Raw genomic sequence first — 14277 nt, 5'->3', positions numbered from 1 at the left:
CGTGTTTAGCAGCCAAGCTGTAAAGCAAGCTTGGCTTTGGCAACTGCAGTAACTGGCGGTTATTTAATCACCAGCTCTTTGTACACCGTGATTTGGCCATCGGTGCTGGTGCACTGCACAAAGTACAGGCCGGCTTTCAGCTTCGATACGTCCAGGGTCAGGTTAGCATCCGCTTGGTTGCGGGGCTGCACCGAAATGCGCTGGCCTAGGTTGTTGAGGACCGTAATACGGCCCACCTTCACGTTACGGAGCGAAACCGTCACCTTGCCACCCTGAGCAGGGTTGGGGTAGATGCTGATGCCTGTGTTGAATTTGTCGAGCGTTTTCAGCGTAGTGCTGTACGTGCCTAGGTCGAAGTCGTACTCGTGGGAACCCAGGCGGGAGTAGTCCTGACCACCGGGGTTGCTGGAACCATCCGGACCGTTGAAGGCCGTAGAGTACATCATCCAGGTATCGGCGATGTTGTAGCCGCCGGGGTTGCGGGTGGGCGGGTTGGAGCCGGGTACGTTTTGGGGCAAGGGGTTGGTGAAGGCCCCACCCGATACGTTGGGCCGACGAACGATGGACTGGTTGGCCGAGGTAACGTACACCTTGGGCGTCCCGTCTTCCTTCACGCCATCGGCTTCCTTGTTGGCGCCTCTCCAGTTGCCGTCATCCGTGCCGGCCGCATTCAGGGGGTTTTCCCCGATTACGCCAATCAGGTCAACAATTACGCCCGCACCCACGCCGGCCGTGCCGCTGGGGTAGCGCACCAGCGCAACGGCGTCGTTGCCGTTGAAGAAAGCCACCCCGCCGGTTTTGATGGTGTTGGGGCCCTCCTTCTGGTAAGGGGCGCTCAGCTGATCGGCTACGGAGAGAATGCTGGAGAGGCTGGCCGTGAGGTTGGCGTACACGAATACTTCCCCGGGCAGAAGCACGTTGTCGCCGGTGCTGCGCTTTAGGCGCTCCTCCTCCGTCACCGTGGTTGAGCCGTTGGAGTAGCGGCGCAAAGAATAGGCATTCAGACTGACGGTAGATTTCGTAGGGTTAAAGATTTCTACCGCCCGCTCGTTACCGGCCGATTTGATGGGGTTATTTTCGGGGAAAGCAAGCCCCTCCCGGTGGGCGCCTTCGTTGTACTCGGAAAAGAACAACTCATTAGCCTGGCCAAACGACGTGGAAGCCGCCAGCAGGAAGGCTGAAAGTACTGCGTAATGTTTTTTCATGGAGCAATGGGTGAATGTACAAACCGGCTCAAAGATACGGCCGGTTTCTGGTTTCTCCCCGTTTGAAATCGGGATAATACAAAGACCAAACTATACGCTAAGAGGAATTTCAGTATACTGTCCCGTTGATAGTTGCACTTGCTAACGAACGTTCGGAACCTTATCTTTGTTTACTCAGCAGTCCCATGGAAACAGCCACTAACCCTCTTTCGCGCAAGGCCCAGATCGACCAGGTCGCCACCGACTTGTTTCGGCGACGCGGCTTTGCGGCCACCAGCATGCGGGAGCTGGCCGCCGCTTTGGGCATTGAGGCCGGTAGCATCTACTCCCATATCCGCTCCAAAGAGGAAATTCTGCACCGCATCTGCTTTGGGCTGGCCGAGTCGTTTATGGGTGGCTTGCGCGCTGCCCAAACCGAGCTGCCCGCCACCCCTGCCGGGCAGCTGCGCCGTGCCATCGAGAACCACGTGCGCGTGCTGATTCAGGACACGGCGGCTTCGGCCGTGTTTCTGCACGAGTGGCGCCACCTTAGCGAGCCGGCCCTCACGGAATTTCAGCACCTGCGCCAGCAGTACGAGGCCGAGTTTCGGGAGCTGATTGCCCAGGGCGTGCAAACCGGCGACCTGTATACTCCCGACCCCGCGTTTGCGGCTCTCACGCTGCTGGCCAGCCTCAATTGGCTGCCGACGTGGTACCGCCCCGACGGCCCGCTCACGGCCGACCAGATTGCTCAGCGTTTAACCGATCAGCTTCTCGACGGTTTAGCTTATTAGTTTCCTTTCTCTCACGCTTCCATCCCCACCCAGTTATGTACGGCTCCGTCAGCACCCACGACATTCCCGCCCAGGCATCTACCGGCCTCGAAAACGAAGACCCGCAGCTGCTGGCCGAATTTGAAGCCCGCATAGCCCGGGGCGAGAAGATTGAGCCCGACGACTACATGCCGGCGCTCTACCGCAAGCAGCTCATTCGCATGATTGAGCAGCACGCGCACTCCGAAATCATCGGGTCGCTGCCGGAGGGCACCTGGATTACCCGGGCGCCGGGCTTCCGCCGCAAAATGGCCCAGATGGCCAAGGTGCAGGACGAAGTAGGCCACGCGCAGCTGCTGTACTCGGCGGCCGAGACGCTGGGCAAGTCGCGGGAGGAAATGCTTACGGACCTCATCACGGGGAAAAGCAAGTACTCCAACGTCTTCAACTACCCCACGCCTACCTGGGCCGACTCCAACGTCATTTCCTGGCTGATCGACGCTGGCGCCATTGTCAACCAAATGGCCAATGCCCGGGGGTCTTATGGTCCCTATTGCCGGGCCCTGGAGCGGATTTGCGCCGAGGAAAGCTTCCACCTGAAGTATGGTCACGATGCCGTAGTGCACATGGCAACCGGCACGCCTGTTCAGCGCCGCATGATGCAGGAGGCTTTGAACCGCTGGTGGCCCCCGATCATGACGTTTTTTGGCCCCGCCGACAAAGCCAGCCAGCACACCGAGATTTTGATGCGCTGGAAGGTGAAAATGGCGTCGAACGACGACTGCCGCCAGCAGTTCCTGGACATGTACGTGCCCAAGATCCTGGAAATCGGGCTGACCATTCCGGACCCCAACCTGCGCAAAAACGAAGAAACCGGAAAGTGGGAATACACGGAGCCCGACTGGGAAGAGCTGCGCCGCGTCATCAACGGCGACGGGCCCTGCAACCAGGAGCGCCTGGCCGTGCGCCGGGCCGCCGAGGAAAACGGGGCCTGGGTGCGCCGGGCCCTGCAAGCCAAGCGCCAGGCACCCAAGGCTGTACGCCCGCTGGCTTAATTTAATTAAGAATGAAGAATTAAGAATTAGGAATGGGGAGGTAGGCCGGCGTATAGCGCTGGGCGAAATTTCTCAATTCTTAATTCTTAATTCTTAATTACTCCCCGATGCTTTCTTCCCTCGACCCGCGCATTGCCCGCTTGGCCCTCCCCGATGCGCCCGCTGCCCTGCAGCCCAAAGCAGCCTTCGACCAGTTTGAAACCTACGAAGTCTTTCACCAGAAGAAGGACGGAGCCCCCTTCAGCTACGTAGGTCCGGTGCACGCCCCTTCCGCCGACGTGGCTTTTCTCTTTGCCAAAGAGCAGTACAGCCGCCGCGCGGCCTGCTCCGGCATGTGGGTAGTGCCCACCAGTGCCATCAGCCTCACCCGCTACGTGGGCGACCAGGAATCGGTGTACGACGTGGTGCCGGCTTCCGCCCCGGAGGCTCCCGGTGTCCCGGCCGAGTCGGAAGACTACCTGATCTTTCACCTTAAGAAACGCGGAAAAGCGCACACGCACGTAGGAGCAGTGCAGGCCACATCGGCAGCTGACGCCCTGGAGCAGGCGAAACGGGCTTTCGGTGAGCAGCGCCCCGTGGTGAATGTGTGGGTAATGCGCCGCGCCGACGTGCTCACCTCGGAGCTGGAAGACCGCGACATCTGGAGCACTACCCCGGAGAAAAAGTACCGCGACGCCATTGCTTATAAAGTGCAGGACCGCATTGACCGGTTCAAGCAGGAGCATTCCTGAGTTCGTATTCTCTTCCCGGCTTCTGCTTCCTTTAAAAAGTTAGGCTCCGCTGCTACCCTCCATGATTGACCCCAAAAAAGACCTGCTTTACCGGCTGGCCGACGACCAGCTGATCCTGGGCCACCGCAACTCTGAGTGGAATGGCTTAGGCCCTATTCTGGAAGAGGACATTGCCTTTTCTTCCATGGCCCAGGACAAGCTTGGCCACGCCCTGCAACTGTATTCCTTGCTCCACGAGCTGGGCGAAGCCGAGCCCGACACGGTGGCCTTCACCCGCAATGCGGGCCAGTTTCACTGCTGCCAGCTGGTGGAGCTGCCGATTGGGGATTACGCCTTTTCGCTGATGCGGCACTTTCTCTTCGACCATGCCGAGCTGTTACGCTTCGAAGCCCTCACGGCTAGTTCTTACGAACCGTTGGCCCAGGTGGCGCGCAAGCTGAAAGGCGAGCTGAAATACCACGTGCTGCACGCCAATACCTGGATCCGGCAGCTGGGCACCAGCACCGACGAGGCTATTGAAAAGCTGCAGGCCGCCCTCGACCTGACGCTGCCCTACGCCCTGGCGTTGTTTGAGAAAACGGAAGCGGAGCCGGCAATTATTGCCGAAGGCATTTTCATTGGCGAAGATGCGCTGCGGCAGCAATGGCTGGAGAACATCAGCCGCGTGCTCAGCCAGACGGCTCTGGAGTTGCCCGACGTTACGACCATCAGCCCCGGAGAAGGCGGCCGCCACGGAGTACACACGGAGTTTTTGCAGCCCCTGCTGGATGAAATGGCTGAAGTATTCCGGCTCGACCCCACCGCCGACTGGTAGGCTGGCTTGCAAGCGTCGTCTTTCATCTCTCCTACTCATCCCGAATCGCCTTTGCTCCACATGACCGAAGCTACCATTCTCTCCTGGCTTGATGAGGTAAAGGACCCCGAGATTCCCGTGGTTTCGCTAGTGGACCTGGGCGTAATCCGGCGCGTGCAGATTGCACCGGATGGGCACGTATCGGTTTGGATGACGCCTACCTTTTCGGGGTGCCCGGCGATGGACTACATGCGGCGAGACGTGGAACGCGTGTTGTGTGAGCATGGCGTGGCAAACCACACCGTTTCCATGTCCTTGGAGGAAGCTTGGAGCAGCAACGACGTGACGGAGCGCGGCCGGCAAGCCCTGCGAGAGTTTCGCCTTTCGCCCCCTCCCCCGCACCAGGGCATCATCGACCTGGATATCCTGGAGTACGCCGAGTGCCCGCACTGCGGGTCGCACAATACGGAGCTTCGTTCGCCGTTTGGCCCTACGTTGTGCCGGGCCCTGCACTACTGCTTCGACTGCCGGCAGGGGTTCGAGCAATTTAAGCCGGTATAGCGCAACTCCCGGCGAGCGGGGCTTGTTTTCGCCGGAATTGTTGTTAGTTAGCGCACTCCTATTTCTTGTCGTATGACCTCTAAATATTCTTTTTGGCTAGCCTTTCTGCTGGTAGTCGTAGCCGCCGCCTGCAACCGCACGCCCAAGCCCCTGGATCCGGCTTCTGCCAAAGCTGTCAAGCTGCAGCTTGGGGTGCTGCAGGACACCGTAGCCAGCCGCTGGAGCGAAATGATAGCCAGTGACGATGCCAAGCTTAGCGCCACGCGCCAGGTGCTGCGGGCTCTGGCCGAGCAGCCGGGCACCAACCGCCCACAGGTACAACAGCTTAGTCAGGCCAATGACCGCCTGGTTCGGCGGCGCTACAACCAGCAGAGCATGCGGGAATCGGCGCTTATCGACGCCTATGATGCCGCGCAGGACTCGGTTCTCCGGGCCGTATATGCCGTAGCTTCGCCCGCCGCCGGCCAGCCCGATGAGTTCATCCGCAACCTCACGGAAGGCATCCAGCAGTACGACGATGCCGTACTGGGCTACCGTGTACGCTACGACCAGGCAGCCAAGCATTTCAACGACTACCTCCAGCTACACCGGGCAGAGCTTGCCGAACTGGGTGGCAAATACGCCAAGTTGGAGCCACTACCGCTCTTTACTATTCAACTGTAAGCAAACTGTTCTGCGGTCGGAATAGATAAGCTGCTTTGCGTATGCAACGCAAAGCAGCCCGCACGGCTCTTCATTTCAAGAGCCCATCTATTTTAACTGCTTATGCGCTTCTTCAATACCCTTCGCCTTACGCCGGGCGTGCTGGTAGCCGCCGGGGCTATGCTGGTTTTGCCCGGCTGTGCCCACGACACTGTGTCGCCTGAGTGCACTACTCTCGCCACTGCCCGCGACTTAACCGGCTTGGATGGCTGCCGAATGGTTCTGGAGTTGGCCGATGGCTCCCGCCTGGAGCCATCAGGAGAAATCTGGCAGAACTTCCCCGCGAAAGATGGGGAGCAGGTGTTCATCAGTTACGAAACAGAGTCCCGCGTGAGCATCTGCATGGTAGGCCCATCGGTCCGGGTTACTTGCATCCGAGCCGCTGCGGCTACTACCAATTAATTACCTGCGCTTTTTCTCACTCACTCACCAAAAAAGCCCCATGCATTGCATGGGGCTTTCTTTTACTGGTTAACCGCAGCCTCGTTACAGCTTGGCCATTTCGTCGCGCACGAAGTCGGCCAGGGTGCGCAGGTAGTCGGTGCTAAAGTCGAAGCGGATGCCAGCGGCGGCATAAATCTCGCCGATGGGAGCCGTGTAGCCCAGGGCCAGGGCGCGCTTATAGGCCTCCAGTGCTTGCCCCGGGTTTTGGCGGAAGTTCCGCCACACGGCAATAGCACCCAGTTGGGCCATAGCGTATTCGATGTAGTAAAAGGGTACTTCGTAGAGGTGCAGCTGCTTTTGCCACAAGTAAGGCTTGTACCCCTCCAGTCCTTTCCAGCTCACGGTGCGCTGGTTGAACTCATCGAAGATGTCAGTCCAGCACTGATGGCGCTCCGCCTCGGTGTGTTGCGGGTTTTCGTACACCCAATGCTGAAACTTATCAATGGTGGCAACCCAGGGAAATGTTTCGAGCACACTTTCCAGGTGCGTCTTTTTGGCCCGGCGTAGCTCTTCGGCATCGGGAAAGAACACGTCCCAGTGGTCCATGCTCATCAGCTCCATACTCATCGAGGCCAGCTCGGCTACCTCGGATGGGGGGTGCTTGTCGGCGGAAAGCGGCAGGCGGCGGGTCAGAAAGCTATGTACGGCGTGGCCTCCCTCGTGCAGCATGGTTACCACGTCGCGCAGGGAGCTGGTGGCATTCATAAAAATGAACGGCACCCCGGTTTCATCCAACGGGTAGTTGTAGCCGCCCGGGGCCTTGCCTTTCCGGCTTTCCAGGTCCAGGTTGCCCATTTGCCGCATGGTGCGCAGGCAGTCGGCCAGGAAAGGGTCGAGGCGTTCGAACACCGTCACGGTTTTTTCCAGTAGTTCCTCCCCCGTTGCAAAAGGCCGCAGCGGCGCCTTGCCCGATACGTCTACATCCAAATCCCAGGGGCGCAGCTCCGCTAAGGCCAGGTCCTGCCGCCGCTCCAGGTCGAGGTCGTCGATGAGCGGCACTACCGTTTCGCGAATGGCCTGGTGAAAGTCGCGGCAATCCTGCGGGGTGTAGTCGAAGCGGCCCAACGCGGCAAACATGTAGTCGCGGAAGTTGGGGAAGCCGGCATTCCGGGCCATCTGATGACGCAGCTGCACGAGTTCGGTAAACAGTGCGTCCAGGGGCTGAGCATCCTGCAGGCGGCGCTCCTGAATAGCGCGGTAGGCTTCTTCCCGCAGGGCACGGTTCGGGTTTTTCAGCTGGTCGGCCGCCCGGGGTAAGGTCATTTCCTCGCCGTGCAGCGTTACCGTCATGGCCCCCACGGTGGCGGCGTACTGCTGCTGCTTGGTGCTGATTTCGGTTTTCACCGGAATGTTAGCCTCCCGGTAAATTTCGAGGGCCTGACGGACCGAGCGCACAAATACCCGGTAGCGGGCCGCATCGAGTTCGGGCAGAAACTCCGACGCCATCATTTTCTCGTTGAGGGCGTGGTCGTAGGGCGCTACCTGGGGCTCAATTTCACTTACAAAGAACTGAAAGGCCTCGGCGCGCTCCTGGTCCTGGGTATCACAGGTCATGCGGATATAGCGCCAGGCCATATCCTCGCTGAGCACACTTTCCAGCTCGGAGCGGTCGAGCAGCCAGCGTTCCAGCTCAGCGGCGGAATGAATAGGCCGGTCACGTAACTCGATAAAATAAGCTTCCAGCCCTGCCCAGTCCCCTACTTGAAAATCTTCGGGCAAATAATGGCGGGGCGGGCGCTGCGTGTCGGTAGCCAGCGCAGTTTCGACGAAAGTATCCATCTAGAAAAGTACTAAAAATGCTAAGCTCGGCCTAGCCGATTTCAATTACGACGTCGCTGGTGAGCGGGTGACCAACGCATACCAAGACATAACCTTGCTTCATTTCGGCGTCGGACAGCCCTTCCCGCTCATCTAAATGAACTTTCCCGCTTAGGCATTTGCCGCGGCAGGCGGTGCACAATCCGGCCTGGCAGCTATACGGCAAATCGATGTCGAGGTCCAGGGCAGCTTCCAGAATTGTTTGCTGCGGGGTTACTTCAAACTGGTATTCCGAGCCCTCGTAGTTGATGGTGACGTTGCGCGTGACAATTTTGCCGTCGTCGTCAGAAGAGACGTCGCCGTGGCCATTGGGCTGAGCGGCGGCGGCTTCCATGGTTTCGGCCGCGGCCACGAAGCTTTCCCGGCGAATCCGCTCGGCGGGCACGCCCAACAGCTCCAGCGCCGCCTTGGCCTCGGCCATCATACCCTCGGGCCCGCAGAGGAAATACTCGGCCTGCGCGGCCGGAATCTGGCGCTGCTCCAGGATGCGCAGCAAAGTAGTGCGGTTGAGGCGGCCGGTGTGCTGGTGGGCGGCCGGTCCCTGCGTGGGTTGGCTGTACACGTGCTCTACCTGCAGGCGGCCGGCATACTGCTGCTCCAGCTGGCGCAGCTGCTGGCCAAAAATGACGGACGCCTCGTTGCGGTTACCGTACACCAGCAGCACCTGGCTTTGGGGTTCTTCCCGCAGCACCGCTTTCAGGATGCTCATGAGGGGGGTGATGCCGCTGCCGGCCCCCACCAAGACAATAGAGCGGGCCAACTGGGGCTGGGGCTGCAGGGTGAAGTTGCCGAGGGGCGCCATCACCTCCAGCTGTTGCCCGACGCGCACGGTGTCGAGCAGGTAGTTGCTCACCAGCCCACCCGAAACCCGTTTCACCGTCACGGCCAGCCGGGGCGCTTCCCCGGGGGTGCTGCTGAGCGAATAGGCCCGCCGCTCCTTTTTACCTCCCGGGCCGCAGGGCAGAATCAGCGTCAGAAACTGACCGGGCTGACAGGCTACCGGCTGCCGGTCGGCGCGTTCGAAGTGAATGGTAGCGGCATCGGAGGTTTCCTGGGTGATTTCAACGACGTTGAGCGTGAGGTATGGGGAGCTCATTCAGGCAAGTAAACGGGTGGTAAATGGAAATTTAGCTGATTGCTCCGGGGAGCATTACGGGGTGCAAATTACGTGAATCCGGCGGGTACGTTTTAGCTTGCGTACACCTTTCGGGTATACGATTTTCCCTCTCCCTCCGGTTTACTGCTTTTCATGACTTCGCTTGCTTTAGTACTGCGCCAGCACCAGGCCGAATTTGCCCCCGTGCTGCCCGTTGATTTAAGTGCCCCAACCGTAGCCCGGCTGGATTTTTCGGCTGCTAACCCCCAGCTTACAACGGCCGATTTGGGAGATACCGCTGCCTTTGAAGCGCTGGTAGAACAGCTTCTGGAACAGCAGCAGGCCGCTATCGGGGTGGGCGGTTACCTGGAGCACCGGGTAATCTACCGACGGAGCCCCGGTTTGTTTGGCGATGCAACCCAACCCGCCCGTTCCCTGCACCTGGGCGTAGACGTATGGCTACGGGCCGGCACGCCCGTGATGGCGCCGTTGGCAGCCGTAGTGCATAGTGCCCAGGACAATGCCGGCTTCGGCGACTATGGCCCCACCGTAATACTAGAGCATGAGCTGGCCGGTACCACCTTTTACACCCTGTATGGTCACCTTACGCGCCGCGAAACCGCCCTGCTGCGGCCCGGTATGGTGATTGAGAAGGGCGGCACCTTCGCCGAAGTAGGCCCAGCCCCCGAAAATGGCGACTGGCCCCCGCATCTGCACTTCCAGATTATTGCCGACCTGCAAGGCCGCGTAGGCGACTTCCCTGGGGTGGCCGCACCGGAAGAGAAAGCGCAGTGGGCCGCCCTCTGCCCCGACCCTAACCTGATTTTGCAGAGTAGCCACCTGTAGTCTGAACCACGGATTCGGGCGGATTTTTCGGATGACCCGGATTTTGTAATTGGCGTGAATAAGCTCGGGTTGAAAAATAAAAGGGCTTGCCTTTCGGCAAGCCCTTTTTAATCGTCTCCACAATCCGGGTCATCCGAAAAATCCGCCCGAACCCGTGGTTTAGTCGAATCTAGTCGAACTTGATGGCTACTACGGGCTTGATGCGCGAAATGAGGTAGGTAGGCAGCAGCACGGCCAGCAACGACATCAGGAAGGTGGCCACATTCAGCAGGACAATGATGAGCGGGTCCCAATGGATGGGTACCCGGTCCATGTAGTAATTCTCGGGGTCCAGCGGGATAAGGTGAAAGAAGTACTGAATGGCACAGAAGCCTAGCCCGGCCAGGTTGCCGTAGAAAATGCCGCGGAGTGCCAGATTCAGCCCCCGGAAGAAAAACATGCTCCGAATCTGGTTGTCGGTGGCCCCAATAGCCTTGAGGACGCCAATCATGTTGGTGCGCTCCAGAATCATAATGAAGATGGTAGCGACCATGTTGAAGGTGGCCACGAATACAATCAGCAGCAGGAAGATGACCACGTTGCGGTTGAGTAGCTGCAGCCAGTCGAACAGCTGGGCGTATTCATCCGTGATTTTGTCAAGCTTGAGGTCATAGCGCAGGTTTTCGTACAAGTCGTCGGCTACGGGGTCGAGCTGCTTGAAGTCCTTGAGTACTACTTCCATGCCACCCACCAGCGTATCGGGCCAGGCATTCAGCTCCCGAATCTGGCGGATGTCGCCGATGATGTACACCTCGTCAAATTCGTCAAGGCCGGTCTGGTAGATGCCGCTGACCACAAACCGCCGCACGCGGGGCGGGTTCTGAATAAAGTAGAACAGCGCGTCGTCGCCCACTTTCAGGCGCAGCTTGTCGGCCACCTTGCGCGAAAGCAGCACCTGGTCGGAGGCGGCTGTATCGGGAAACGAGATAAACTTCCCTTCCACCAGGTTCTGGCGCATCAGCGAGGGGCTTTGCCGCTCGTCAATGCCTTTCAGCACCACACCCAGCACTTCTTCGCGGGTTTTGATGATGGCCGTTTTGCGCGCAAAGGGCTGCGTCGACTGTACCTGCGGAAACCGCTTCAGGTCGTTGAGCAGCTGCACGTTGCCGATGGGCTCCACCTCCAGGGAGTTGTTGTTGTCGTACTTGCTGATGGTCAGGTGCGACCCGAACGAAAAGATCTTGCTTTGGATTTCGTTGCGGAAGCCTTCCAGGATGGCAAACGACACAATCATGACGGCAACCCCCAGCGCTATGCTGACAATGGCTATTTTTGTCACCGTCGAGGTAAAAGACCCCGCGTCGGCGCCATCAATTTTGTGGGATATATACCTGGAGACGTTCACTGGCGTAAAGCTACACGTCTACGTTCAGTTTTCTAGCTTCGTTGTGCATGCCTCTCGCCCTTTTTGCCGGACTCCTCGGCTTTACTTTCCTGCTTACCGACTGCAGCCGCACGGCTACTTCTGCAAGCACCTCTTCCTCAACCGTTAGCTCCCCCGCTACTGTCGCCCCCCAGGTTCGTACTTCGCCCCCACAAATACTTACTGACGAGCCGGTAAAGGCCCCAGTGGTGGTAGGCGCGGGCCAATTCGACAAGTACCTGCCTTTGCTGAAAGGCAAGCGCGTGGGCTTGGTTGTGAACCAGACGGCGCGCGTTGGCCGGGCCTACCTGGTTGATACGCTCCTCACTAAAGGAGTTGACGTAACCGTGATTTTTGCCCCGGAGCATGGGTTCCGCGGAGAAGCAGCGGATGGCGCTACCATCAAAGACGGCAAGGACGCCCGCAGCGGCCGGCCGGTTCGCAGCCTCTACGGCGCCACCAAGAAGCCCACGGCGGAAATGCTGCAGAACGTAGACGTGCTGGTCTTTGATATTCAGGACGTAGGCACGCGCTTCTACACGTTTATCAGCACCATGCACTATGTGATGGAAGCGGCGGCCGAACAAAACAAAGAAGTGCTGGTGCTGGACCGCCCCAACCCCAACGGCTGGTACGTGGACGGGCCGGTGCTGGAGCCCCAGCACAAATCCTTCGTGGGCATGCACCCCATCCCCATCGTCCACGGCCTGACGGTAGGTGAGCTAGCCCAGATGATCAACGGAGAAAAGTGGTTGGCGGGTGGCCGCCAGTGCCGCCTCACGGTGGTACCGGTGCAGGGCTACACCCACGCCACGCGCTACGAGCTGCCAGTGCGCCCCTCTCCCAACCTGCCCAATGCCCACGCCGTGGCCTTGTACCCCACGATCTGCCTGTTCGAGGGTACCGATGTGAGCGTGGGCCGCGGTACGGACTCCCCGTTTGAAGTAATTGGGGCACCCACCCAGCCCGCTACGCGCCCTTTCAGCTTCACGCCCCGGCCCAACGCCGGCTCGCCCACCCCGCCACAGAACGGCCAGCTGTGCTACGGCGAAGACCTGCGCCAGACCGGCAACGACGTGGGGTTCACCCTGAAATACCTGCTGGACTACTACCGCCAGAGTATGGCTAAGGACAAGTTTTTCGGCAAATACTTCGAGCAGCTTAGCGGCACCTCGGCATTGCGTCAGCAGGTAATGGCCGGCAAGTCGGAGCAGGAAATTCGAGCCTCCTGGGAGCCGGCGCTGGGCCAGTACAAGGCCCTACGCAAGAAGTATCTGTTATATCCTGATTTCAACTGAACCGTGGATGCCTTTAGCCAGCAGCGGCCCTATCCTTGTTGCATCTACAGGCGCCTTCCATTTTGACCTACTCTATGCTTCGAATTGTTTTTATGGGCACGCCCGAGTTTGCGGTGCCCACGCTCGAAACTCTGCTCGCGTGGCCGGGCTGCCAGGTGGTGGCCGTCATTACGGCACCGGATAAGCCAGCGGGCCGGGGTCGGCAGCTCCAGGAGTCGGCCGTGAAGCAGGCGGCGGTGCGCCACGCCCTGCCCGTGCTCCAGCCTACCAACCTAAAGTCCCCGGAGTTTCAGGCGGAGCTGCGCAGCTACGCGGCCGATTTGCAGGTAGTCGTCGCTTTCCGGATGCTGCCCGAAGCGGTTTGGAATATGCCGCGCCTGGGCTCCATCAACATCCACGCTTCGCTGCTGCCCCAGTACCGCGGCGCGGCTCCTATCAACTGGGCCCTTATTCACGGCGATACGCAGACGGGCGTGACGAGCTTTTTCCTGCAGCACGAAATTGATACCGGCAACCTCATCTACCAGGATGCCGTGGACATTGCCGCGGAAGATGACTTCGGCACCTTATATGAAAAGCTGAAGGCGGCTGGCGCGGCGCTGGCCCTGCGCTCAGTGCAGGCCATAGCAGCAGGCCAGGCGCCCAGCATTCCCCAACCGGCACTGGCGGAATTGCGGCCAGCGCCAAAGCTGCAAAAAGAAACCGGTCGGCTGGATTTTCAGCAGTCGGCGCCGGCGCTGGCCAACCTGGTACGGGGACTTTCCCCGGTGCCCACGGCCTTTACCCAGCTGCCCGACGGCCGCACGCTGAAGGTGTTCAAGGCCCAACCCCTCGACGATGAGGAAGCCAGCGGGCCCGATGCCAGCCAGCCCGGCCGCTGGTATACCGATGGCCGCACCTACCTCCGCCTCCAAACCGCCAATGGCCTGCTCGACTTGCTGGATGTGCAGCTGGAAGGCAAAAAGCGGATGCCGGTGCCGGACTTCCTACGTGGTATCAACACCTCGCAGGTTTTTGGAGTATGACTATTACGCCGTCTTGGTTTATGCTCGGCCGGCGCACCTCATTTTTTCTTTTCTAGCCTGATGACTGCACTCGTAGTAGCCGTGGCGGACAATGGCGTGATAGGCGGCGACAACCGTCTGCTCTGGCATTTGCCCCTGGATTTAAAGCATTTCAAACAGCTCACCCAGGGCCACCCCGTGGTCATGGGGCGCCGCACGTTTGAAAGCATTGGCAAGCCCTTGCCCAACCGCACCAACATCGTTATTACGCGCCAGGCCGGCTGGCAGGCCGCAGGCTGCGAAACCGCCAACTCGGTGCTGGAAGCCCTGGAAATGGCCTCGAAGCTCGATGAAGAGGTGTTTGTAATCGGGGGCGGCGAGATATACCGGCAGGCCCTGCCCGCCGCCGATGTGGTTTACCTCACGGAAGTGCACCACGAGGTAGAAGGCGACGTAACCTTCCCCGACCTCACGCCCGGCGAGTGGCGGGAAGAAAACCGGGAGCGGCACGAGCCCGACGAAAAGCACGCCTACGCATTCAGCTTCGTCACGCTGCGCCGCCGCTAGCTG

The 14277-nt window shown here is 59.7% G+C and carries 15 protein-coding genes; 11 read left to right on the top strand and 4 right to left on the bottom strand.

All coding sequences use genetic code 11. From position 1 onward, the window contains the following. Positions 1-59 precede the first annotated feature (59 nt). On the bottom strand, positions 60-1205 hold the full coding sequence (locus tag FY528_RS00590) for a T9SS type A sorting domain-containing protein (protein WP_149069049.1): 1146 nt from the start codon (positions 1203-1205) through the stop codon (positions 60-62). A 185-nt stretch (positions 1206-1390) separates the two neighbouring features. On the opposite strand from FY528_RS00590, the gene FY528_RS00585 reads away from it, so the two are divergent. The 7 genes from FY528_RS00585 (at position 1391) to FY528_RS00555 (ending at position 6201) form a co-directional block, all read left to right on the top strand. Continuing rightward, positions 1391-1978, top strand: coding sequence for a TetR/AcrR family transcriptional regulator (locus FY528_RS00585; RefSeq protein WP_149069048.1), 588 nt, complete (start codon positions 1391-1393; stop codon positions 1976-1978). Positions 1979-2013: 35 nt separating this feature from the next. Further along, a complete protein-coding gene (paaA, locus tag FY528_RS00580; protein ID WP_149069047.1) occupies positions 2014-3012 on the top strand; it encodes a 1,2-phenylacetyl-CoA epoxidase subunit PaaA in 999 nt (332 codons plus the stop codon). Between the two features lie 107 nt (positions 3013-3119). Continuing rightward, entirely contained in the window at positions 3120-3743 is a 624-nt protein-coding gene (locus tag FY528_RS00575; RefSeq protein WP_149069046.1) for a phenylacetic acid degradation b, read from the top strand. Positions 3744-3804: 61 nt separating this feature from the next. Continuing rightward, positions 3805-4557, top strand: a complete 753-nt coding sequence (paaC, locus tag FY528_RS00570; protein WP_149069045.1) for a 1,2-phenylacetyl-CoA epoxidase subunit PaaC — start codon at positions 3805-3807, stop codon at positions 4555-4557. A gap of 60 nt (positions 4558-4617) precedes the next feature. Then, a complete protein-coding gene (paaD, locus tag FY528_RS00565; RefSeq protein ID WP_149069044.1) occupies positions 4618-5097 on the top strand; it encodes a 1,2-phenylacetyl-CoA epoxidase subunit PaaD in 480 nt (159 codons plus the stop codon). A 72-nt stretch (positions 5098-5169) separates the two neighbouring features. Further along, complete coding sequence (locus tag FY528_RS00560) at positions 5170-5760, top strand: hypothetical protein (RefSeq protein WP_149069043.1); 591 nt, start codon at positions 5170-5172, stop codon at positions 5758-5760. Between the two features lie 102 nt (positions 5761-5862). Continuing rightward, positions 5863-6201, top strand: coding sequence for a hypothetical protein (locus FY528_RS00555; protein WP_149069042.1), 339 nt, complete (start codon positions 5863-5865; stop codon positions 6199-6201). Between the two features lie 84 nt (positions 6202-6285). Here FY528_RS00555 and FY528_RS00550 read toward each other — a convergent pair whose 3' ends face one another. Next, positions 6286-8022 carry a M3 family oligoendopeptidase gene (locus tag FY528_RS00550; RefSeq protein ID WP_149069041.1) on the bottom strand — a complete coding sequence of 579 codons (1737 nt, stop codon included), beginning with the start codon at positions 8020-8022 and terminating at the stop codon, positions 6286-6288. A 31-nt stretch (positions 8023-8053) separates the two neighbouring features. Further along, the gene (locus tag FY528_RS00545) at positions 8054-9157 is read right to left on the bottom strand and encodes a ferredoxin--NADP reductase (protein WP_149069040.1); all 1104 of its coding nucleotides are present in this window, start codon (positions 9155-9157) and stop codon (positions 8054-8056) included. Between the two features lie 153 nt (positions 9158-9310). Here FY528_RS00545 and FY528_RS00540 point away from each other — a divergent pair, with 153 nt between their 5' ends. Beyond that, positions 9311-10003 (top strand): peptidoglycan DD-metalloendopeptidase family protein, encoded by a 693-nt coding sequence (locus tag FY528_RS00540; RefSeq protein WP_149069039.1) that lies wholly within the window; start codon positions 9311-9313, stop codon positions 10001-10003. A 169-nt stretch (positions 10004-10172) separates the two neighbouring features. Here the strand turns inward: FY528_RS00540 and FY528_RS00535 are convergent, their stop codons facing one another. Beyond that, a complete protein-coding gene (locus FY528_RS00535; RefSeq protein WP_232066357.1) occupies positions 10173-11321 on the bottom strand; it encodes an ABC transporter permease in 1149 nt (382 codons plus the stop codon). Positions 11322-11434: 113 nt separating this feature from the next. On the opposite strand from FY528_RS00535, the gene FY528_RS00530 reads away from it, so the two are divergent. The 3 genes from FY528_RS00530 (at position 11435) to FY528_RS00520 (ending at position 14274) form a co-directional block, all read left to right on the top strand. Next, positions 11435-12703 (top strand): exo-beta-N-acetylmuramidase NamZ family protein, encoded by a 1269-nt coding sequence (locus tag FY528_RS00530; RefSeq protein WP_149069037.1) that lies wholly within the window; start codon positions 11435-11437, stop codon positions 12701-12703. Between the two features lie 74 nt (positions 12704-12777). Next, the gene (gene fmt / locus FY528_RS00525; protein ID WP_149069036.1) at positions 12778-13728 is read left to right on the top strand and encodes a methionyl-tRNA formyltransferase; all 951 of its coding nucleotides are present in this window, start codon (positions 12778-12780) and stop codon (positions 13726-13728) included. A gap of 60 nt (positions 13729-13788) precedes the next feature. Beyond that, positions 13789-14274: a dihydrofolate reductase gene (locus FY528_RS00520; protein ID WP_149069035.1), complete on the top strand. Its 486-nt coding sequence runs from the start codon at positions 13789-13791 to the stop codon at positions 14272-14274. Positions 14275-14277 lie beyond the last annotated feature (3 nt).

This window comes from Hymenobacter lutimineralis (genome assembly GCF_008271285.1).
Lineage (GTDB): Bacteria > Bacteroidota > Bacteroidia > Cytophagales > Hymenobacteraceae > Hymenobacter > Hymenobacter lutimineralis.
The sequence above is the reverse complement of the archived record's forward strand: the minus strand, read 5'-3'. Positions and strand labels throughout refer to the sequence as shown.